Annotated in this window: 17 protein-coding genes; 6 read left to right on the top strand and 11 right to left on the bottom strand. The window is 60.9% G+C overall.

Going from position 1 to position 22619, the window contains the following annotated elements; all coding sequences use genetic code 11:
- Window positions 1–166 precede the first annotated feature (166 nt).
- Complete coding sequence (locus AB4Y71_RS04655) at window positions 167–1438, top strand: phosphotransferase (RefSeq protein ID WP_441718270.1); 1272 nt, start codon at window positions 167–169, stop codon at window positions 1436–1438.
- Between the two features lie 23 nt (window positions 1439–1461).
- On the opposite strand, the gene AB4Y71_RS04650 is transcribed toward AB4Y71_RS04655, so the two are convergent.
- The 3 genes from AB4Y71_RS04650 to AB4Y71_RS04640 are packed head-to-tail and all read right to left on the bottom strand — an operon-like array spanning window position 1462 to window position 8374.
- Window positions 1462–4779: an ATP-dependent helicase gene (locus tag AB4Y71_RS04650; protein ID WP_441718267.1), complete on the bottom strand. Its 3318-nt coding sequence runs from the start codon at window positions 4777–4779 to the stop codon at window positions 1462–1464.
- The gene (locus AB4Y71_RS04645) at window positions 4776–7988 is read right to left on the bottom strand and encodes an ATP-dependent helicase (RefSeq protein ID WP_441718264.1); all 3213 of its coding nucleotides are present in this window, start codon (window positions 7986–7988) and stop codon (window positions 4776–4778) included. Before AB4Y71_RS04645 ends, AB4Y71_RS04650 begins: the two co-directional genes overlap by 4 nt.
- Complete coding sequence (locus AB4Y71_RS04640) at window positions 7985–8374, bottom strand: MGMT family protein (protein WP_013349481.1); 390 nt, start codon at window positions 8372–8374, stop codon at window positions 7985–7987. Before AB4Y71_RS04640 ends, AB4Y71_RS04645 begins: the two co-directional genes overlap by 4 nt.
- 88 nt (window positions 8375–8462) lie before the next feature.
- On the opposite strand from AB4Y71_RS04640, the gene AB4Y71_RS04635 reads away from it, so the two are divergent.
- The 4 genes from AB4Y71_RS04635 to AB4Y71_RS04620 all read left to right on the top strand — a co-directional run bounded on the left by AB4Y71_RS04635 (window position 8463) and on the right by AB4Y71_RS04620 (window position 12008).
- Window positions 8463–9146, top strand: coding sequence for a 3'-5' exonuclease (locus AB4Y71_RS04635; protein ID WP_134779833.1), 684 nt, complete (start codon window positions 8463–8465; stop codon window positions 9144–9146).
- 246 nt (window positions 9147–9392) lie between these two features.
- The gene (locus tag AB4Y71_RS04630) at window positions 9393–10385 is read left to right on the top strand and encodes a methionine ABC transporter ATP-binding protein (RefSeq protein ID WP_134779832.1); all 993 of its coding nucleotides are present in this window, start codon (window positions 9393–9395) and stop codon (window positions 10383–10385) included.
- A 3-nt stretch (window positions 10386–10388) separates the two neighbouring features.
- Window positions 10389–11054 (top strand): methionine ABC transporter permease, encoded by a 666-nt coding sequence (locus AB4Y71_RS04625; RefSeq protein WP_013349484.1) that lies wholly within the window; start codon window positions 10389–10391, stop codon window positions 11052–11054.
- Between the two features lie 105 nt (window positions 11055–11159).
- On the top strand, window positions 11160–12008 hold the full coding sequence (locus tag AB4Y71_RS04620; protein ID WP_441718260.1) for a MetQ/NlpA family ABC transporter substrate-binding protein: 849 nt from the start codon (window positions 11160–11162) through the stop codon (window positions 12006–12008).
- 176 nt (window positions 12009–12184) lie between these two features.
- Here the strand turns inward: AB4Y71_RS04620 and hemL are convergent, their stop codons facing one another.
- From hemL to hemE, 8 genes are all read right to left on the bottom strand, one after another.
- Entirely contained in the window at window positions 12185–13492 is a 1308-nt protein-coding gene (gene hemL / locus AB4Y71_RS04615; RefSeq protein WP_441718257.1) for a glutamate-1-semialdehyde 2,1-aminomutase, read from the bottom strand.
- A 5-nt stretch (window positions 13493–13497) separates the two neighbouring features.
- Entirely contained in the window at window positions 13498–14481 is a 984-nt protein-coding gene (gene hemB, locus AB4Y71_RS04610) for a porphobilinogen synthase (protein ID WP_102597419.1), read from the bottom strand.
- Window positions 14482–14543: 62 nt separating this feature from the next.
- Window positions 14544–15335, bottom strand: coding sequence for a uroporphyrinogen-III synthase (locus AB4Y71_RS04605; protein WP_441718254.1), 792 nt, complete (start codon window positions 15333–15335; stop codon window positions 14544–14546).
- A gap of 9 nt (window positions 15336–15344) precedes the next feature.
- On the bottom strand, window positions 15345–16319 hold the full coding sequence (gene hemC / locus AB4Y71_RS04600) for a hydroxymethylbilane synthase (RefSeq protein ID WP_013349489.1): 975 nt from the start codon (window positions 16317–16319) through the stop codon (window positions 15345–15347).
- On the bottom strand, window positions 16316–17521 hold the full coding sequence (locus AB4Y71_RS04595; RefSeq protein ID WP_441680208.1) for a ferrochelatase: 1206 nt from the start codon (window positions 17519–17521) through the stop codon (window positions 16316–16318). Before AB4Y71_RS04595 ends, hemC begins: the two co-directional genes overlap by 4 nt.
- Window positions 17518–18204, bottom strand: coding sequence for a hydrogen peroxide-dependent heme synthase (gene hemQ / locus AB4Y71_RS04590; protein WP_049862738.1), 687 nt, complete (start codon window positions 18202–18204; stop codon window positions 17518–17520). The genes AB4Y71_RS04595 and hemQ overlap by 4 nt, the downstream gene beginning before the upstream one ends.
- 92 nt (window positions 18205–18296) lie before the next feature.
- Window positions 18297–19889, bottom strand: a complete 1593-nt coding sequence (gene hemG / locus AB4Y71_RS04585; protein WP_013349492.1) for a protoporphyrinogen oxidase — start codon at window positions 19887–19889, stop codon at window positions 18297–18299.
- Between the two features lie 106 nt (window positions 19890–19995).
- Complete coding sequence (gene hemE / locus AB4Y71_RS04580; RefSeq protein WP_441718251.1) at window positions 19996–21051, bottom strand: uroporphyrinogen decarboxylase; 1056 nt, start codon at window positions 21049–21051, stop codon at window positions 19996–19998.
- Window positions 21052–21199: 148 nt separating this feature from the next.
- Between hemE and AB4Y71_RS04575 the strand changes: the two genes are divergently transcribed.
- Complete coding sequence (locus AB4Y71_RS04575) at window positions 21200–22519, top strand: glutamyl-tRNA reductase (RefSeq protein WP_013349494.1); 1320 nt, start codon at window positions 21200–21202, stop codon at window positions 22517–22519.
- Window positions 22520–22619 lie beyond the last annotated feature (100 nt).

The following is a 22619-nucleotide window of genomic DNA, read 5'->3' as shown; positions in this document are numbered from 1 at the left end:
ATCTCTAACCTAATGCACACAGCGCCTTGGAACCTCGATGCGTTCTGGTTGTGGATTGCGGTTGGGCAATGAGATTCGTCGCAACACTGAGCATTGCCGGTGAATCCCACCATATTCCGTGCGTCATTCAACGATAGGAAAGAGAATCTCGCATACGGTGGAACTTGTGAAACGCACTGCCATGGAACTCGCCGCAATTGCCACCGCCGCCGTCCCCGGACTGACCCCGGTGGGCTTCGCAGCGCTGTCTGACGACGCAGAAGACTTCGATTCAGCATTAATCGTCGATGCACTCAAGCATCGCTGGCGTGTACGCTCACCTCGCCACGACGAAGCCAGCATGCGCCTGGAAGCTGAGCTTTCAGCCTTGCGCGCATTCTCAGCGAAGGTGCGTGCTTCGCTTCCCTTCGCCCTGCCCGCTGTCGCCGGCACCGTACGACAGGGACCATTGCGCACCTTCGTCTACAAAGACATGCCCGGACACGTCCCGACCCTCGACGAGTTGGTTGATGAAGGCAGCAATCTGGCCAAGGCCCTGGGCCAGTGCATGGCTTCCATCCACCAGATCCCCGATGAATCTGTTGAAGTCGCAGGCCTTCCAACTTACTCCGCAGATGAGATCCGCCAGCGAAAGCTCAACGAGCTGGATACCGCGGCAGCGACCGGCAAGGTACCAAGCCGATTGCTACGCCGTTGGGAACACGCCATGGAAGATGTGGCCCTGTGGCGTTTCAACGCTGCCGTAGTCCATGGCGACTTCGATGAAGAGCAGCTGCAGATTTCACATTCCAGCATTACCGCGGTCAAGGGATGGACCGACTTGCATGTTGGCGACCCGGCCGATGATTTTGCGTGGCTTTCTGCCATTGAAGACCAGAGCTTCAGCGAGCGCGTATTCAGCGCCTATGTGGAAGCTCGGGGCAAGTCAGCGGATCCGCACATCATGCGTCGAGCAGCATTGGCAGCCGAATTCGCTTTGGCGCAGTGGCTTGTGAAGTCCTTGGACTCCAAGGATGCCGAACGCATTGCCGAAGCAGAAGAGATGCTGCGCGAGTTGGACCAGAACATCGCCGAGTACGGCGGCCAGCCGCTGTCGGTAGTGGAAGCACCTCGACCTTTAGCCACGCAGCCCGAAGCTCCTGCCCCGCAGGCAGCGCAAAAGCCTGTCTCCATTGCTGCTCCGAGCATCAATACGGAGAAAGTCACTGCTCTGGCTCCGGAAAAGCCGCAGTCCCAGTCGACCCCAGAGAAATCTGCGGATCACCAGGACTCTGCGGATCAGCCTGCTGTTGCGGCGAAGCGCGAGGCGGACGCAGAAGAGCCAGCATCCCAGGATGATGAGCCTAAGAGCGATTCCGCGGAATCCGAGGCGAAGCCGGCAACCGAAACTGATCCAGCTGCAGACAAGGACCAGCAGGCAGGGGAATCCACCAAGTAAAGTCTTGTTGGATTCCCCTCCAACTAGTTGCTGAGCTGGTCGAAGGCGCTGGAGATCATGTGTTCAAGCTCCTGCTCATTATGCAGGTATTCGGCATGGATAGTGATGCCCGCTGCCACGTAGTAGAACGCGGCCTTGATCTCCTCTAGTGGGATTCCATGCAGACGAGACCAGCCGAGCCGGTATACGGCCAGCTGGACTAGTTTGCTCTTCAGGTCCTTGCCGCTGGGAACACGTCCGGTCTTCCAGTCGAGCATCAGCCATGTGCCATCTTCCATCTGGAAGACAGCATCAATGCGGCCACGCACAGCCACCGGCCCCACGCGGGTCTCCAAAGGAACCTCGACATAGGCCGGCTGCAGCTTGGACCATTCACTGGACAAGAAAGCTTCCTTCATGGATTCAAGATCCAAGGCCTCATCAAGGTAGCCGTCGGCTGGTTCCTGAAGATCTCCCAGATCCAGCATCGAAGTTTTCTCATAGAACTCTTCAATCCAGGCGTGGAACGCGGTACCGCGTCGGGCGGCAAGCCCTGGACGGCGCGGCACTGGGCGCCGAAGGTTCTCCAATACCTCCACAGGGTCTTCAGCCAGCTCAACGAACAGCGAAGCGCGCACGTGCTCGGGTGCTTCAATGCGGCGTTCACGCCCGACCAGGAATTCGCGTTGCCCTAGGAGCTTGCCAGCTTCCTCAGCCCACTGCTGGCCGAAGCTGGTCAGCGGCTCATGCTCTTGGGAAACAACTTCAAGATCCTTGGCCATCTCGGCGATGACCTCGCGGCGTGAATACGGGTGGGGAGTCTTTTGCACTCCCCCGGTGATGACTGGCCCTTCCAGCGGGTCATAGGGCCACACAGCTTCAAGCGGCGTCAAGGTGCTCGGGTTTTGCTCAGGAGCATCCTCATCTTCCACCCAGACTCCAATTTCAGCTTGAGGATTTTCCCCTTCAGCCAACGGGACCAAGCAGTTGAAGAATTCTGATGGCGCAGTCGGCTTGGTACGCGTACTGGTCCAGACGCTGCTGCTGCAAATGAGCAAGGACTTCGCGCGAGTCACCGCAACGTAGGCCAAGCGGCGTTCTTCGGCAATATGGTGGTCTTCAACCCTATCCTTGAAAATCGACTCGGCTTCCAGCAGTTCTTTCAACGCCGGCTGGTCGGTGTCCCATTGGGGCAGGTCCTTGTGATCTCCACGCAATTCCCATGGCAGCGCTTTGTCTCCACTGGTCCAGCGGTCGGATTTAGAACCGGGGAATACCCCGTCGTTGAGGGTCATCACCGCCACGATGTCCCATTCAAGTCCCTTTGAGGCGTGGACCGTCAGCAGCTGCACCGCGCTAGGATCTGCGTCTTCACTTGGCAGTGGGAGACCTTTTTCCTTTTCGGCAGCCTGTTCCAACCACATCAGGAAACCAGCCAGCTCCACGCGTGGCGCATTGCGGCAATATTCGCGCACCACGTCGGCAAACGCATCGAGGTTGGCCCGGGCCTTGTCCCTGGAGATCCAGGGCCTGGCCGCTACCTCGATGTCGAGATTCATGGCGCGTTCGGTTTCGCGGATCAGCGTTTCCAGATCGTCATTGGCCAGTAGCCGCAAGCCGGCAAGTTCATCACGCAGAGCCGCTAGCCGTTCATAGCCAGCGGGGCTGATAGTTCTGCCGTCACTGCTCGTCCAGCCTTCTTTGGGCAGGAAGTCCAGTGCTTCAACCAGGCTGGCCGCATCGTTGAGTTCGGCGCGTGCTGCCTCCTTGAGCACATCTTCATCGCTCGATGCGCTTTCATCGGCTGCCGGGGTTGACTGCAGGCCGTGGGCCCGGCGGCGCTCCAGCTGGCGGGACCAGTCGGCGAAGGCCATCAGGTCTGCGGTTCCCAACCGCCAGCGTGCCCCGGCCAAGATCCGCATGAGCTTATCGGAGCGCAGGGGGTCAACCAGCACATGCAGGTACGAGACCAGGTCGGTCAGTTCCGGGGTGCTCAGCAATCCGGACAGGCCCACCAGCTGGTATTTGATGCCGCGTTCTGCCAGTACTTCGCCCATGATGCTCAGCTGGGTGCGGTTGCGTGAGAGCACCGCGCTGGTCTTCGGCTCGGCGGCCTTCCTATTCTCGGCAACAATCATCTCTGCAATGGCTTCTGCTTCTTCACGCACCGTTGCACAACGGTTGAGCACCACGCGACCGGGCTTGGCATGCGCCGAAGAATCCAACGGCTTGACCGAGACCGGGCCCTGGTGTTGGGGTGCTGCGGCAGTGATGCTGTTGGCCGCTGCAAGCACGTTGACAGTATTGCGCCACGCGATGGTCAGGTGCTTTACATGGGCAACGTCGTTTCTGTTCTCGCCATTGATTGGGAAGACTTCTGGGAAGCGGAATAGCTGGCCGGCACTGGCCCCGCGGAATCCGTAAATGGATTGGTTGGGGTCACCCACCGCGGTGACCGGATGGCCTTGGCCATAGAGCTGGGAGAAGAGCACCATTTGCGCGTGCGAGGTGTCCTGGAATTCATCAAGAAGTACCACCTTGTGGCTGGCTCGTTCGGCGAGCGCAGCGGCTGGCACTTCCTGGGCAATGCGAGCGGCGTGGGCTACCAGGTCCCCGTAGTCCATCACGCCCAGACGCTTCTTTTCCGAGGCATATTCTTCAGCCAGCTCCGCGATGGTGGCGCGTGAGGCGAGCTTGTCAATGAGCTTAATGGCTGCCTGGGTAGTCTTCTTCGGCTTTTCTGCGTCCATTGGCAGGGTGCGCAATCTTTCGACCAGGTCATCGATCCATTGATGTGCATATGGCGCGGTGACCAGATGTTCTGAAGCTTCGGAGCTGAAGGACACGATGGCATCGATTAAGGTGCTGGTGGCGCTGTTGAGGTGTTCATAGCTGCCGGTGTATTTTTCCAGTACCGAGTGGGCTACTTGCCATGATTGTGCTGCCCCGAGCAGTGCGCTGTCTTCTTCCAAGCCAAGGCGCAGCCCGTGGTCTTGGACAAGCGTATTGGCGTAGGAGTGGTAGGTGGAGACGGAGGGGTCCAGAAAGTCTCTGGTTTCTTCTGCGCTGAGCAGTCCGGTGGCCACCAGCTGGGCAATCTTGGCACGGATGCGGATGGACAGCTCGCCAGCGGCCTTGCGGGTAAAGGTCACCCCGAGGATTTCTTCCGGGCGGACCAGCTGGTTGGCTACCAGCCAGACAACCTTGTCGGCCATGGTTTTGGTCTTTCCCGAACCGGCTCCTGCGATCACCAGCATGGGTTCCAGCGGGGCAGCAACAATTTCTGCCTGCTGGGCTGTGGGTGGGAACTGCTCGCCTAGGGCTTCGGAGAGTTCTTGCGGGGTGAATCTGATATTGCTCATGGTTCGGTGACCTGTCGTCCTTGGGCGCACAATGGGCAGATTTCCGGTAGCGTGCAGTTGCCGAGAATCCCGGCTGATCCCGAAACGTGCCGGGTGATGAATTCGCTATTTCCCATAAGTGCGGCGGCTTCGAGTATGAGCGTGCGAGCCCAGTCTTCGTCACCGATTGATGGTTGTTCACGCACCGAGGCGCTTTTGGTATTGGTCCCGACATACACCAAAGAAGCACCGGCTGGCTCATCGGGCAGCCCGGCAGTTTCCTCGTGCTCTTGCAGCGCACCGAGCTGTATGGCCGTTTGGTAGACACCCAGCTGCGGGTGCTCCAAGGTGGCCTCCTTGGTTGGGGCAGAGGATCCGGTTTTCAGGTCGACAACTCTCACCTTGCCGTTTGCGTCAGCTTCGACTCGGTCAATAATGCCGCGCAGCTGGATGTGCGAGCCATCAGCGGCGGGAACCTCGACCTGGAATGGCATTTCCCTGGCCACCAGTTCGCGGCCTTCTTGGCGCATGGTCACGCAGTAGGCCGCAAATTTCCTGAGCATGCCGTTGGCGCGGTCAAAATCCCTTTGGCCTTCCCAATTCTCCAGTTTTTCCAGTTCCGGCCAGCGTTGCTCAAGGATCCGCTCGTATTCGCTTCCGCTGGCCTCGGGGTGCTCTTCGGCAATGGAGTGGATCAGGGTGCCTAGCGACGCTGCGAAATCATGGGCGGCAGTGCCTCCGGCACTTTGCACAAACCAGTTCAGCGGCGACTTCACCAGGGTCTCGACCTTGGATGGTGAGACGCGTCGCGGCTGGTCCTCAGGGATCACCGGCTCTGTGGTGGTCACCGGGCTCAGGCCCCACCAGGAGCTTGGATGCGCGCCACGTACCGGTTGCTCAGCGTGGGCAAGGCGGCCCAGCACGTGCACGGCGTCTTGGTAGAGGCTATGCGCTTCTACGTCTGCCGGCGCAGGCACTGCCCCTAGGCTTGCCGCTTTGGCCTTTTCGGCGGTGCTGCGCAGCTCCGCCACCAAGGCTGGCAGCGAACGGATGCGTGGAACCGCGGTTGGTTCACGCCCCTCCGGGCCCGGTGGTTCGACCAGGTCCAGGAAGGATGAGGGCTGGCTGTCCTCGTTATCCACCGCAGTACAGATCAGCTGGTCTTGGGCACGGGAGACGGCATTGCTGAAGCTGCGCAATTCGTCGTTGCGGATTTGGCGTACCAGGTGCGTTGGTGTTCTGGTGGCCAGGAAATCAATGCCGTGCTCGGCGGCATCGGCCAGTGCGTTGGAACCCAGCAGTTCCCCGCGCAGTCGGAGGTTAGGCCACGAGCCTTCTTGCAGTCCGGGAATGAATACCACCGGCCATTGTTTTCCGGCGGCCGCTGCGGTGGTTAGTACCGTGACGGTTTGCCCGCCAGCGGCACGGGTGGCCAGCGAGTCCATCGGCAAATCTTGATGCAGGATGTGGTCAATGAACTGCTTGACGCTGGCGCCAGGAAGCTGGTCCACAAAACGCTCGGCAGCCTGGAAAAGCGAGAGCACAGCGTCCAGGTCGTGGTCGGCACGGCGTGCTGCGGTACCGGTGCCCAGTGCTTCTTCACGCCAGGCTTTGGCGCGGCCCGAGGCTTCCCACATGGCCCAGAGCGCTGTTTCTGGTGTAGCAGTTCCGCTGTTTAGTTCTTCTTGCAGTGCACCGTACATGGACAGCAGCCGCTTCAGGCCAAAGCCGGGCTTGCCCAATTTCTCAGCCAGTGCCGGCTCGCGCAGGCAAGTTTCCAGCAACTCCTGGCTGGAACGGCGTCCACCGGCTTCAGCTTCCTGCTGGCGAAGCAATTGGCGGATCCGGCGGATCTCCAAGGCCGTGCTCATCCCATAGCGGGAAAGCAACAAATTCTGCATCAGCAGCGGGTCATCGGTGAGCGAATCGCTGAACGCCAAGTCCAGCAAATCAAGCAGCGGGCGGACCGCCCCTTCATCCTTCAATGGGATTTCCGCCGGCGGCACTTGTATGCCAATTCCCTGGCCTTCAAGGAAGCGGCTGAAGGAACGCACTTGCGATCCGTTGCGCACGACGATTGCAATATCGGCGAGGCTGCGGTTCTCGTACAGGTTCAAGTGCACGATGCGTTGGGCGATGAATCGTTCTTCCAAGGTGGAATTCTCGAAGACCAGCGCTTGGCACAGTTCATGCTCGGAGGTATTCAATGCTTCGATTGTTCGTCCGCGTAGTCCTGCGGCCAGCGGGACGCGGCTGACGATCCGTTTCCACGCTTCGGTGATTTGTGGCGACATGCGCAAGCCACCGGTGAGCTCCATGAAAGACGCTTCGGTGGTGTGCGCATAGTTCTGTGCAAAACGATGCAGCTCATCGGTGCGCGCTCCACGGAATCCTTGGACAACGCTGTCTGGAGCGGCGAAGGCGACCATCGCACGGTCCTTGCCCAGCAATGACAGCAAGCGATGCTGAGACAGGGTGGCTTCTTGCAGGTCATCGACGAGGATCAAAGCCAAGCGGTCTTGTTCTTCATGCAGGAATCCTTGATTCTCTTCAAGGATCTGCGCCGCACGGGTAATCAGGCCAGCCGGGTCGAAGGCTTCGGCGCTGCCCAGGTCCAGCAGGTCTCGGTACTCCTGGTAGAACAGTGCAGCGGCATGCCATTCGGGGCGCTTGGCTTGTTGTCCCAGGTCTGCAATATCCGCTGGTTCCAGGCCGAGCTCTGAAACACGATCAAAGAACTCTCGAATTTCCTTGCGGAATCCTCGTGTCTCAACGGCCAGTTCCAGTTCGCTGGGCCACTGCGGTCCTTCGGTGAGGCCAGCGGAATGGCCCTCTAGGAGATGGCCGATCAGGGTGTCTTGCTCCGGGCCAGAGAGCAAACGCGGTGCACGTTCAAGCTGGGGCAAGAGACCCTCAACGCGAGCACGGCGAATCAGGTCGAAGGCATATGAGGACCAGGTGCGCACCACAGGTTCGGTAAAAGTGCGTTGCGCCCGGCGGCTGAGTTCGTCGCGAATCGAGGCGGCGGTCAGTCGGGTTGGACCGATAATGAGCAAGGACTGCGGGTCAAGCCCGGCGTCGAGATGTGCCACTGCGGTGTCGATGAGCAGATGGGTCTTTCCTGTGCCCGGGGCACCGGTGACAAGGACGGGGCCTTTCACCGAGCGCAGTTGGCCAAGAACCTCCGCAGTCTGTGCGGTGGGCTGGCTTCGGGTCTCTTCCATACTCATAGTTGATCATCCATCTCGGACATTTTGGGGTTGCCCAACGCCGTACGCAGCGCATCAATTTCTTCCCACGCCTGATTGCTGGGATTCCAGCGGGATTTGTTGATGTTCACGTGCCGGCCCGGAGCAGCCAGCCCTTCTTCATCCCAGTGCCGTTGCGCAGTTTCGGCCAGCGCTTCGGTCAGCGATCCATTCGAGCGAATGATCCGCCACCACGGTGTGCCTGCTGGAGCGCTTGCCATCGCTTTTCCTGCCTGCCGGGCTCCCCCGCTTCCCAGAAGTTCGGCCACGTCCTTGTAGCTCAGGACCGCACCTGCCGGCACCAAGGCAGCAAGTTGGTGCACTGCTTGGGAATAGTCCAGTGGCGGTGGGGGCAAGTGAGCTGTCATGGTTCTATTCTGCCAATTAGCTTGCAGTACTCCACAACACGCAATTCGAACAGCTGTCCTGTCCGGCCTTGGCTGTAGCGTTATACCCATGACTGAATGGCATAAGGGCCTGGCAATTGGCTTTGACTTGGAAACCACTGGTGTTGATACCAACACTGCACGCATCGTGACGGCTTCGGTTGTCTTGTTGGATGCCGAGGGCAACGTGGTGAATAACCGCGAGTGGCTGGTGGATCCCGGGGTTGAGATCCCTGAAGCCGCAGCAGCGGTTCACGGCATCTCCACGGAGAAGGCGCGCGCCGAGGGCGCCCCGGCGAAGCAGTCCGTCCAAGAGATCTTGAACTTATTGAAGTTCGCTTCGGAACAAGCCCCAATCGTTGCCTTTAATGCGTCCTACGATTTCTCTGTGCTCTACAGCGAAGCCGTTCGATACGACCTTGAGCCATTCTTCCCCGGTAACGTGATTGATCCGTTCATCATCGATAAGCAGGTTGATCGGTTCCGCAAAGGCAAGCGCACCCTGGCCGCGGCCTGCGAATTCTATGGTGTAGTTCTAGAGAATGCACACACGTCTTTGGCTGATGCTGTTGCCTGCGTCGAGGTCGCGCGCCAGTTGGGCGAACGCTACCCGCAGCTGCAAGTTGATCCGATGGTATTGCACGGCTGGCAGATCGGCTGGGCGAAAGAACAGGCAGAAAGTTTCCAGGCTTACCTGCGCAAGACGAAGCCTGAAGCTGTTGTTGATGGCGCATGGCCCATCACTGAGTCGTAAAAAGTGAAATAACCAGGCCATTGTGCGTCATTTCACATAGGTCAACTATGGCTGTTGACCACTATGTGGAAGCCATTCGTTCATTTACTGTCATAAATCAGCAAATTTTATTCGACGCACTGCCAAATAAGCCCTTGCACTAAGAAGTTTGAAGGTGTTTTTCCCTTAATTCGAGCGATTTTGTTCGATAGTGATTCAATGGAGGGTACTCTCTACACCCTTTGAGAATCTGAAGGAACACGCCTAGTGATCACAGTTAGTGACCTGCGCAAGGTCTACCAGCAGGGCAGCAAAGATGTTGTTGCCCTTGATGGTGTCAGCCTTGAAGTCCCTACCGGGAAAATTCATGGCATCGTCGGACATTCTGGAGCGGGTAAATCCACTCTTGTCCGTTGCTTGACCTTGCTCGACCAGCCCACCTCCGGAACCGTTGCCGTAAACGGCAAGGAGCTGACCAACGTCAGCACCGACGAATTGCGGAATGCGCGACGTCGAATCGGCATGGTGTTCCAGCACGCGAACCTCTTCGACTCGCGCACCACCGAGCAGAACGTGGCCTACCCGCTGGAACTAGTGGGCACCCCCAAGGCTGAAATTGATGCCAAGGTCGCTGAACTCCTGGAGCTTGTGGGCCTGACCAAGTTCGCCAAGGGCTACCCATCCCAGCTCTCCGGCGGCCAGCGCCAGCGCGTGGGCATCGCCCGCGCATTGGCCACTGATCCAGATGTGCTGTTGTGCGATGAGCCAACCAGCGCATTGGATCCGAAGACCACTGACGAAATCCTGGATCTGGTCAAGAAGCTGCGTGACCGGCTGAACATCACGGTGCTGATCATTACCCACGAAATGCACGTCGTAAAACAGGCCTGCGACTCTGTCTCGCTGCTTGAAGCCGGAAAAATCGTGGAACACGGCAACATCGAACAGGTCATCACCAACGCCAAAGGCAGCTTGGCTTCCACCTTGCTCCCGCTTCCTGGTGATGCTCCGCGCGTCGACGGCGAAGGCCCGATCCTGGACCTGCTCTACACCGGCGACCAGGCAACCCAGCCAGTGATCTCCTCGATCTCGCGCCAGTTCAATACCGATGTCAATGTCTTGGCTGGTTCTGTTGAACAGCTTGGCGAGCAGCAGTACGCGCACTTGCGCCTGCAGCTGGCTGCTGATGCCGATTTGAATGCAATTGTGAATCACCTGAAGTCCACCGGCATCGCCGTAACCGTGAAGGGAGCCAAGTAAGCAATGGATTTCTTCACCCCCACCGTACTCAAGGCCATGTGGGTCGCTACCGTCGAAACTCTGCAGATGGTGGTGATTTCCGGCATCGTCACCGTAGTCATCGGGTTGCTGCTGGGTATTTTGCTCCATGTCACCGGGAAGGGCGGTCTGCGTCCCGTTCGTTGGCTGAACGCGATCCTTTCGGCCGTCATCGTCAACATCACCCGTTCCATTCCCTTCGCCATCTTGATGGTTGCTTTGATTCCCTTTGCTGGCATGCTGGTCGGCACCTCACTTGGTCCGATCGCGGCCTCCGTATCGTTGACCATCGGTACCGTTCCATTCTTCGCCCGCCTTGTTGAGACCGCGCTGCGGGACGTTTCTTCGGGGAAGGTCGATGCCGCATTAGTCATGGGCTCCACCAAGCTCCAAACCATCCGCAAGGTTCTGGTTCCCGAAGCCATGCCAGGGATCATCGCGGCCATCACCACCACCATGGTGACGTTGATCGGCTACTCCGCCATGGCCGGCCTGGTTGGCGGTGGCGGCTTGGGCCGCATGGCCTACACCTACGGCTACGCCCGCTACAGCATGCCCATCATGCTTGCGACCATCGTCATTATCGTGATCCTGGTCCAGCTGGTCCAGATCATCGGCGATGTAATTGCCCGCAAGGTCGATCACCGCTAGCAAATAACCTCCACCGGTTCATCCGGTGGCGCCGTGGAATCGCTGAGGACACGGCAAATTCACTCACACAGTGCCTCACGGCTCTACCTAAGGAAAGAACAAGTTATGCGCAAGAAACTCGCACTCGCCATCACCGGTGTTGCCACCGCATTCGCACTGACCGCTTGCGGCAGCAGCGAACCGACTGCAGACGCTGCAGCTACCTTGGATCCAGCGAACCCTACGGTTATCAAGGTAGGCGCCAGCCCAGTTCCACAGGCAGACATCCTGAACTTCATCGATGAGAACCTGGCTCAGGAAGCCGGCATCGACATCGACGTCGTTGAATACGATGACTACGTTCTTCCAAACACTTCGCTGGCCGACGGCTCGCTGGATGCCAACTACTTCCAGACCGAGGCCTACCTCGCCACCGAGATGAAGGAAAAGGGCTACGAGTTCGCCCACGGCGCTGGCGTTCACGTAGAGCCAATGACTGTCTTCTCCAAGAAGTTCGACAACACCGAGGATGTCACCGAGGGCACCACCGTGCTGCTGAACAACGACCCGGTAAACCAGATCCGTGGCATGCGTGTTCTGGAAGAAGCAGGTCTGCTCAAGAACATCGCCGACGATGACTCGGTCCTCACGGTCGAAGGCGACAAGGAAAAGAACCCTCTGGGCCTGGTACTCAAGGATGCCAACGCCGAGCAGGTTCCGCAGTACTACATGAGTGACGATTCCATCGGTGTGGCTGTTATCAACGGCAACTTCATCGTCCAGGCCAACCTGAACAAGGACGAGATCCTGGCTCAGGAGTCCGGCGAGAACAACCCGAACGCCAACTTCCTGACCTGGCGCGATGGCGAAGAGACCCCAGCCATTGCCAAGCTCGAAGAGCTGCTGCACTCGGATGAGGTCCGCGATTACATCGAGAAGACCTGGAACGACGGCAGCGTCATCGCCGCTTTCTAAGTACTTCTTCCAGCAGCGGGGCACAGCCCCAACGCCAGAGCCACAGCTGCCCGAGTTCCAATCATGGAACTCGGGCAGTTTTCTTTACCCTCAAGCTATCGAGGATTAAACAGCCAACGCCTGGCAGGCACCACAGGTGCCTGCGAGGCGTTGGCTGATGCATTTGTTGCTAAGGACTAGGCCTTGGCGGCCGCAGCTGCCTTCGCGGCTGCTGGAAGGGCTGCGAAGATCTTCTCCATTGCCGCATCGTCGTGGGCTGCCGAGACGAACCATGCTTCGAAGACGCTTGGTGGCAGGTAGATTCCCGACTCCAGCATCGAGTGGAAGAACGGCGCGTAGCGGAAGGCTTCCTGCCCCTGCGCGTCAGCGTAGTTGTGCACGCCCTTTTCGGAGGTGCCGAAGGCTACCGAGAACAAGGTGCCGGCGCGCTGGATCGAGTGATCCAGGCCTGCGGCGTTGAAGGACTCTGTGATCGAGGACTGCAACGCCTCGGACTGCTTGTTCAGGTGCGCGTACACCTCTTCGGTGGCGTGAGTCAGCTGGGCGATGCCAGCGGCCATGGCCACTGGGTTGCCCGAGAGCGTACCTGCCTGGTAGACCGGCCCCAACGGTGCCAGATAGTCCATGACCTCGGCGCGGCCGCCCAGGGCGGCGGTCGGCAGGCCGCCGCCGATGACCTTGCCGAAGGTGTAGAGGTCCGCATTCCAGCCCTCGTCCTTGCCGGTCAAGCCCCAGTAACCCGAGGAAGATGCGCGGAAGCCGGTGAGCACCTCGTCGAGGATCAGCAGTGCGCCGTGCTTGGCGGTGGTGTCCTTCAGGAACTTGTTGAAGCCATCTTCTGGCACGACAACGCCCATGTTGCACGGTGCGGATTCGGTGATTACGGCGGCAATGTTTGCACCGTGCTCAGCGAAAGCAGCTTCAATTGCTGCCCGGTCGTTGTATGGCAGGACCAGGGTCTCGGCTGCGGTCGCAGCGGTCACGCCAGCAGAACCTGGCAGGGCCAAGGTGGCCAGGCCCGATCCTGCGTCAGCCAGCAGGCCGTCCAGGTGTCCGTGGTAGCAGCCGGAGAACTTGATGACCAGTTCGCGGCCGGTGAAGCCACGAGCCAGGCGGACAGCGGTCATGGTCGCTTCGGTACCGGTGGAGACCATCCGCACGCGCTCTACCCCGCCCATGCGGGACTTGATCAGCGCGCCGAGCCTGGCTTCATCCGGGGTGGATGCGCCGAACGACAGGCCGCGATCCACAGCCGCGTGCACGGCAGCCTGGATCTCCGGGTGGGCATGGCCCAGCAGTGCCGGACCCCAAGAGCACACCAGATCAACATATTCCTTGCCATCGGCATCGGTCAGGTAGGCGCCCTTGGCCCCCACCATGAACGGAGGAATTCCACCGACTGAACCGAAGGCGCGCACTGGGGAATTCACGCCGCCTGGCATGACCTCGCGGGCCTCGGCAAAAAGCTTTTCAGAGTTAGACATGCGTCTTATTTACCTTCCTTGAGCCAGCCGGCAACTTCGGCGGCGTAGTACGTCAAAATCTGCTGGGCGCCTGCACGCTTGATCGACAGCAGCGATTCAAGCACGGAGGCCTTGCGGTCAATCCAGCCGTTGGCGGCTGCGGCCTCGATCATCGAGTACTCGCCGGAGATCTGGTAGGCGGAGACCGGAACCGGGGAAATATCGGCAATATCGCGCACAATATCCAGGTAGCTCATGGCCGGCTTGACCATGATCATGTCCGCGCCTTCGGCAATATCCAGTTCAGCTTCCAGCACAGCTTCGCTGCGGTTGGCCGAATCCATCTGGTAAGTGCGGCGGTCCCCCACCAGCTGGGAATCCACGGCCTCGCGGAACGGGCCGTAGAACGCGCTGGCGTACTTGGCGCTATAGGCGAGGATGGACACATCCTGGCGTCCGGCAGCATCCAGTGCTTCACGGATCACGCCGATCTGGCCATCCATCATGCCCGAGGGGCCCAGCATGTGGGCGCCAGCCTCGGCCTGGGCCACAGCCATCTGGCCGTAGATTTCCAAGGTGGCATCGTTATCCACGCCGCCCTGGGCATCGAGCACGCCGCAGTGGCCGTGCGAGGTGAATTCGTCCAGGCAGACATCGGACATGACCACCAGTTCATCGCCTACTTCGGCGCGTACCGCTGCAATGCCGCGGTTCAGGATGCCCTGCGGGTCAAGACCGGCTGAACCGTTCTCGTCGCGTACTTCCGGGATGCCGAAGAGCATGATGCCGCCCAGGCCCAGCTCGGCCGCGTTCGACGCGGCAGCCTTCAGCGAGTCCATGGTGTGCTGGTAGACCCCTGGCATGGAGGTGATCTCGTTGGGCTCGGCCAGTCCCTCGCGCACGAAGGCAGGCAAGATCAGTTGACGTGCCGAAAGCTCATTTTCTGCCACCAAACGGCGGATGGCGGGATTCTGCCGCAACCGGCGCGGGCGATGCTGAGGGAAACCCATGGCTCCTCTTTCTCCAGTTCTCATAACTTCTTATTTCGTTGTGCACACTTCCGGTCCGGGAATTACCGGTACCGGAGCAAATCTTGGGCCGCACGGGCCAGGCCCTGCGGGGTGGGAGCAGAGGCCACCGCATGCACCGGCAGCCCGGCACGCTCCATGGCCCGGGCCGTCGGACGGCCAATCGCGATGGTCTGCAGTTTCTCGGGCAGCTGCGTACCTGCCAGCTGCACGAAACGTCGGACTACGCTGGGAGCCGAGAAGACCACTAGATCCTGTTCTTCCAGTCTGTCACCGATGCGGTTCGCCGATAAGACATTGAGTCCGGGTACCGCTTCCGGCTCTGACACGGGGGTGCCATCGGCCGGAGCATCCACGGTTTCATAGGCAATGAATTCATTGACCTGCACCGGGTATTTGCCCAGCCCGTCGGCCAGCGTGGAGCTGGCCAGATCGCCGTGCGGATAGCAGATCCTGGCGCCCGGCTCAGGGACCCAGGCCGCAAGCATGCCGGCAGCCGATTGCTCTTCAGCTTCGAAGTCCACGCTGCGGCCCAAGTACCTTTCGATGGCTTCGGTGGTTTTCTCTCCGACCGAGGCCAGGCGAAGCGGCTCGGGCAACGGCTGGCCATCCAAGACCTGCTGCACTACCTTGACGGTATTCACCGAGGTGAAGACCAGCCAGGAGTAGGCTCCGGCCACCAGCTCGCTGGCCATGTGCTGCAGCGAACTGCGATCGGCAGGCCAAACGGTTTCGATCAGCTGGGCGCACCACGAGGTGATGCCCAGCTGATCGAATTCCTGCACGGTGGCCGCGGCACGTGCCGGGTTGCGCAGGATCAGTGCTTGATAAGCCATGGCCCTGAGCTATGCCAGCCCGGCGACTACGGCAGCGCCATCGGCGATCATCGACTGCGCCAGCGAACGGCCCAGCTGCTGTGCAGCATCGGTGGTGCTGCAGGCGATCCGTGCGCTGCGGCGCATGGTTTCCGAGCCATCGGGGTTGCAGGCCACCGCTTCAAGAACCAGGTCATCGCCGTCGATATGGGCCAAGGCACCAATCGGGGCGGCGCACCCTGCTTCCAGCGTGGACAGCAGCGCGCGTTCGGCCTCTACCTGCATGCGGGTGTGGGCATCATCGAATTGGGACAGCGCCGCATCCAGGGCCTGGTGCCCCGAACCTGCACTGCGGGTTTCCAAAGCCAAAGCGCCCTGGCCCGGTGCAGGCAGCATGATCGAAGGATCCAGGTACTCGGTGATGTGATCTTCCAAGCCCAGCCGGCGCATGCCGGCAGCTGCCAGGATCACCGCATCCAGGTCGCCCTGGGTGGAGCGTCCCACGCTGCCATCATCCAAGGTCTTCCCTACACCCTTGACGCGGCCCAAGCGGGTTGGGACGTTGCCACGGATATCAACAATCTCGAAGTCGCTGCGGTAGGCCAGCAGCTGGGCTGCACGACGCGGCGAGCCGGTACCGATCTTGGCACCGTGCGGCAGCTGGTCCAGTCCCAGCGAGTCACGCGAGCACAGCGCATCGCGCACGTCTTCACGCGCGGGAATCGCGGCCAGCACCAGGCCTTCAGGCTGCGCGGTCGGCAGGTCCTTGAGCGAGTGCACGGCCAGGTCGCAGCCGGCATCCAGCAGGTGCTGGCGCAGGGCGGCGGCGAAGACGCCGGTGCCGCCCAGGGTGGCCAGCGAACCGGTCACCACATCGCCTTCGGTCTTGACCAGAACAGTTTCCACGTCCAGCCCGGAAATCCCGGCCAGCTTTTGCGCGGCCCATCCGGTCTGGGTCGTGGCCAGCGCGCTGCCACGGGTTCCTACACGAAATGATTCGCTCATGATTGGGGTACACCAACTTCTGAATCTACTGCGCCGATCGTCGGGCGCAACGTTCCGTCCAGGGCACGCTTCTCGCAGCAGCCCGGACGGCAGACATCAAACCATGGACCGCCGGCAACCACCGAGGTGCGGCCCTCGCGCAGCGCCTTGCCATCGGGGCCGGCCAGGCGTTCTTCAACCAGGTCCACCAGGCCGGTAATGAACGCCTGGTGGGTCCCCGGGGTGGCGACACGGTCAAAGGCCAGGCCCAGCTCGGCGCAGCTGTCCCGGGCTTCGGTGTCCAGATCCCACATCACTTCCATGTGGTCGGAGATGAAGCCGATGGGCACCACCACTACCCCGGCGATCCCTGCGGCGGCGTCTTCTTCCAGCGCATCGTTGATGTCCGGTTCCAGCCATGGCACATGCGGTGCCCCGGAACGCGATTGGTACACCAGCGAATGCTCCAGCCCCTGGGCTTCTTCAACCTGGGAGAGGATGTAGTCAGCTACGGCCTGGTGCTGGGTGGTGTACAGGTTCTCGTACCCGTCGGCGCGGATGCCTTCGGGCCCGGCGGCCTGGGCATCGGCCATCGGGATGGAGTGGGTGACGAAGACGATCTTGATCTGGCCATCTTCCTTCCCTGCTTCAGCCAGCTGAGCACGGACGTTGGCCAGCGAGGTACGCAGCGAGTGGACGAAAGGCGTCACGAAAGCCGGGGTATCGAAGAACTGGCGCAGCTTGTCGATCTCCACCACGCCGTCCAGACCGGTTTCCAGCAGGCCCATGCCAGCATCTTCACGGTACTGGCGGCATGCCGAGTAGCCGGAGTACGCGCCGGTGCCCATCAGCAGCACCTTGCGATGCCCATCGGCGGCCAGTTCCTTGAGCGTGTCATTCACGAACGGGTGCCAGTTGCGGTTGCCCCAGTAGATCGGCAGGTCGATGCCGCGATCAGCAAGTTCGGCTTCCAGCGCGGCCTTCAGCGCGCGGTTCTGCGCGTTGATCGGCGAGACACCGCCATTCTTGCGGTAGTGCACCGCGACTTCTTCCAGACGCTCGTCCGGGATACCGCGGCCTTCGGTGACCTTGCGCAGGAACGGGATGACATCATCCTGGCCCTCGGGTCCGCCGAAGGACGCCAGCAAGATGGCGTCGTACGCCTTGGGGATCATGCGGCCTTGGCCGTCATATCCCTGGCGGGGGTCGAAGGCCTGGCTCACTTCAGGACCTCTAGTACCTGCGCGGCCGAGATGCGGCGGCCGGTGTAGAACGGAGTCTCCTCACGCACATGGTGGCGGGCTTCGGTGTAGCGCAGGTGGCGCATCATGTCGACCAAATCGATCATGTCATCGGCTTCCAGGCAGATCTGCCATTCGAAGTCGCTGAAGGAGAAAGCGGCTACGGTGTTGGCCAGTACGTTAGGGAATTCGCGGCCCAGGATGCCGTGGTCGCGCAGCATCTTGCCGCGCTCTGCTGGATCCATGGTGTACCACTCGGTGGAGCGCACGAACGGGTAGACGGTCATCCATTCCTTGGCATCCACGCCGCGGGCGAATGCCGGCGAGTGGTCCTTGGCGAATTCTGCTTCGCGGTGCACGGCCATGGTGGAGTACACGATTTCGGTACCCTCCAGCAGTGCGGAGCGGCGGATCTTGCGCATCGAGGCCTGCAGCAGCTCAGCGGCTGGACCGTGGACCCAGATCATCACGTCTGCGTCTTCGCGCATGGCCGAGACGTCGTAGATGCCGCGCACGATGGCGCCTTCGGCAGCCAGCTGCTCGATCAGGGCATCGAATTCAGCGGCAGCGGCCTCGGAACGCTCAACGATTTGCGAACGCTTGAAAATGGTCCACAGGGTGTAGAAGAACGTCGGGTTTTCTCCTGCATTCTCACGTTCGCGAATGACTGGGGAATTATGCTCCGGTGCGGTGCTCACTTGGTATTCTCCTTGATCTGGTTTTGGACAGCTGTCCAGGTTAGTTAGCTTGGGGGTGCTTAGCGGGCGCTGATTGCCACGGCGCTGCGGGCTTGGGCGATAACTCGCGCCAGCCCGGTGCCGGCAATCCATGCGCCAACTACATCGAGCCCTTCGAAGTCCGACAGGTTGTGCTGCAGTGCGGTGCGGCGCGCCGTTGCGGCCTCCCCCTGCAGCGGAACCATGTCGCTGAAGCGTGAAACGGTGCTTCCCAAGACATCATCACGATGCAATTGAACACCGAGAATCTTTGAAGCATCTTTGATTGCCTGGTCGATGAGTGCGGAGTCATCCCCGGATTCGACCAGGTTCTCGTGTTCGCCGATCCGTCCAAAGGACAGGCGGATGACATGCGTGCCTGGGCCGGACTCGTCAGCCAGCCAAGGCCACTTGGCGGTCGAATGGGTCAGCGCCTTCGCGGCCAGCGGGGCTTGCTTGGAAACCAGCACCCCTGAACCGCGCGGGGCATCATCAAGTTCCGGCTTGTCGATTACCAGAATCGCCAAGGCAATGGCGTTGGCGTCACCATCGGAGTCAAGTTGCTGTTCTGCGGCGAACAGGGGGTTGAGCAATTCAAGGGCAGGCTGCGCGGGAACCGCGAGCACTACCCGATCTGCGTGCAATTCCTGGCCCAGGGTTCGCACGGCGTACGGTGCAGCCGCTTGCGGATCATGGCTCAAGGCGGTGGCAGCGCAATTGCGCACCAGCGCGACTCCAGCTTCTTCCAGTTGGGCCACCAGGGCCTGGACCATGGTGTGCATGCCGCCGTTGAGCCCAGCGACCCGGGAGCCTGCGGGGGCCGAAGCCTGCAGCTTGGACACCGCACGAGCCAGCGAACCGGTCTCCTGCATGGCCTGGCGCAGTCCCGGCGCGGCGGCGTCAATGGAGATCTTGGCTGGGTCGGTGGAGTACACGCCGTTGACCACTGGAGCGACCAGCTGATCCAGCACCGCTTGGCCCATGCGTGCACGGACCACTTCAGCGATGGACAGCTTTTCGGTAGCCCATTTCTTGCTCATCGGGGTGATCAGGTCTGCCGCGGCGCGCACGGTGGCTGGACGGCCGATGATCGCTCGCACTTCATCGGTGCGCACGTTACCCGGGATGCCCAGCATCGCGGTGGCCGGCATCGGATGGGCCAGGATCTCTTGGTCCTCGCCCTGGATGAGCCAAGCAGGCTGCCCGGAGGTGGCGGCGATCTGCTCGCCGAGATCCAGCTCGTCGAGGTAGGAGGCGACGACTCCCCCGCGCACGGCGAAGGATTCGGCGCCGGCGTCAATTCTCAGTCCCGCAACTTCGGTGGAGCGTACGCATCCGCCGAAGTTACCGGTGGCTTCCAGCACGGTGACTTCGTGGCCGGTCTGGCGCAGTTCGCGGGCGGCAACCAGTCCGGCGATGCCGCCGCCGATCACCACTGCATGCGGTGCCGCGTTCTGCTGGCCATCACCATCCGTATCGGTCTTAGCTAGGCGTGCTTCGCTGGCGTGGCGCACCTTTTCCAACAGGCGCAAGGCGTGCGCTGCGGCCTCATTGGCAATATCGCGTCGCGGTTTGGCCGCATCAGTGGTTTCGGATGAATCCCCTGCACGCAGGTTGCGCTGTTCCTTGCTCACGTACCTAGCACCCTTCTACCTTCAGAATTTGACCGGGCCCTGTCCTGCACTTTGTCCTCGACGGACAGTTGGACAAGGACCCTGAACCTAGCTTAGACCTGTTGAATTACAGCGAGTGGATGAGCTCCACCACACGGGTCAACACGGTTGGATCGGTGGTCGGAGGAACACCGTGGCCCAGGTTCACCACGTGGCCGCGAGCGTTCTTGCCCGCTGCCACCACTTCACGCACATGCGCTTCGAGAACTTCCCAAGGTGCAGCCAGCAAAGCCGGGTCGATATTGCCCTGGACCGATACGTCCTGGCCCAGGCGTTCGATGGCCGTTTCCAGCGGGATGCGGTAGTCCACGCCCACGGTATCGACCCCTGCATCGCGCATCGCGGTGAGCAGCTCGCCGGTTCCGGTGCCGAAGTGGATCATAGGCACACCCAGATCGCGCACGTAGTCCAAGGACTTCACCGAGTAAGGAGCAACGAACTTCTGGTAGTCCGGCAGCGACAGCGAGCCGGCCCAGGAGTCGAAGAGCTGCGCGGCCGAAGCTCCGGCCTCGACCTGGGCGCGCAGGAACTTGCCCGAGGCATTCGCGGCCCAGCTCATCAATCCGTCCCAGACTTCCGGGTCGGTGTGCATCATGGTGCGCGGGCCCAGGTGGTCGCGGCTCGGCTTGCCCTCGACCATGTAGGCGGCCACGGTGAATGGCGCTCCGGCAAAACCGATCAGCGGGGTGCTGCCCAGTTCGGCAACGGTCAGGCGCACTGCTTCGCGGATTGGTTCCAGGGCTTCGTCGGTGAGCTCTGGAAGGGCGGCGACCTGTTCGGCGGTGCGGATCGGGGTATCGAGTACCGGGCCAACACCTGGCACGATGTCTACGCCGATGCCGGCCAGTCGCAGCGGGATGACGATATCGGAGAAGAAGATTCCGGCGTCCACCTTGTGGCGGCGCACCGGCTGCAAGGTGATCTCGCTGGCCATGGCAGGGTCCAGGCAGGAGTCGAGCATGCTCACCCCTTCGCGCAGCTTCAGGTATTCAGGCAGCGAACGGCCGGCCTGGCGCATGAACCACACCGGGTGATGCGACGGCTTCTTGCCGGTCAGAGCTTGGATCAGAGCGGAATCTTGGGTACGGCCATCAATCATCGGATGGTTCTGCGACAGGGTCATGCCCCAATTCTGCCAAGTCTTCAGATTAAAAGCCCATTAAGTGCGTTCGCCCGCAGGGGAAGGTGAGCAAACTAACCCCTTGGAACCATGCGAATTTAGGCACGCCTGCATTGTCTGGCAGTTTTTTCCGGCCTATTCTAGGGTCACTGTGGTTTTCTTATCTCTTGTCGCATCGCATTCGCAGCTCGATCTGGAGACCGTCGCACAAATCAGTGCCTCGGCCGACGGGCTGGCAGCTGCCTCCGTGAACGGTTCGGCGGCTATCAATGGCGCCGTCGTGCTGGCCACCTGCAACCGCTTCGAGGTCTACGCTGACGTAGATCATGTCGAAGACGCTGCAGAACATCTGGTCAGCGAGCTGGCATCCAGCACCGACCTCTCCCCTGACTTCCTGGCCCGCCGCCTGACCACCTTGGAAGGCGATCCGGTTATCGAGCATCTCTTCTCGGTCGGTGCCGGACTGGACTCAGCTGTTGTCGGCGAACGCGAGATCGCCGGACAGGTCCGCCGTGCATTGACTCAGGCACAGCAGGAGAAGACCACCACCAGCAATCTCACCCGCCTGTTCCAGAACGCCACCCGTGCAGCCAAGGACGTCGGCTCGAACACCGATCTGGGTACCCAGGGCAAGTCCGTCGTGTCTGTGGCCTTGGATCTGGCTGAAGAGCTCATGGACGGGGACCGCGCCTGGGCTGAACAGGATGTCGTGCTCTTCGGCACCGGTTCCTACGCCGGCGCCACCATGGCCCTGCTCAAGGAACGCGGCGTTGCCCGCATTTCGGTGTACTCCAGCTCCGGACGTGCCGCAGATTTCACCGCCAAGCGCGGCGGCTTCCCACTAACCGATGAACTGCTGCCGCAAGCATTGCGTGAAGCGGACATCATCGTCGGCTGCTCCGGCGGCGGGCACCAGCTTTCGCGTGCTGAACTTGAATCGCTGCGCGTGAAGAACCATCCGCTGGTCGCCATCGACATGGCATTGACCCACGATTTCGATCCAACCTTGGCCCAGCTGCCGCAGGTCGAGCTGATCACCTTGGAATCGGTGCGCATGGCCGCTCCGACCGAACAGGCCATGGCCGTGCATGCGGCCAGCCGCATCGTGAAGAACGCGACTGCGGAGTTTGCCGCAGCCCAGCGTGAACGCGAAGCGGACTTCGCAATTGTCGCACTGCGCCAGCACACCAAAGCGGTTTTGGATGCCGAGATCGCCAAGGTCCGTGCCCAGCACGGCTGCAGCGCCGCGGCAGAAGAAGTTGAGCTTGCCATGCGCCGCATGGTGCGCCAGCTGCTGCACGTGCCTACGGTCCGCGCCCGCGAATTGGCAGGCGAAGGCCGCACCAGCGAATACGTCTCGGCTTTGGAAACCCTCTACGGCCTCGAGCTCGCCCAGCCCGAGCCTGCAATGCCGCAGCCGGCACAACCCGAAGCCAGCTGCCCGGCAGTCCCAGAAACCAAAACCGCGTAGGAAATCTACTTTTCCGCCTGTATATTTCCACTTTCCGGATAGAAGCATGTAATACTACTTCCAAGTAGGTCACCTCTCAAGAATTCCCGCAATGACTTGG

The sequence above is a fragment of the Glutamicibacter sp. MCAF14 genome (assembly GCF_052114325.1).
Classification (GTDB): domain Bacteria; phylum Actinomycetota; class Actinomycetes; order Actinomycetales; family Micrococcaceae; genus Glutamicibacter; species Glutamicibacter arilaitensis.
This window is presented reverse-complemented; position numbering and strand designations above follow the sequence as displayed.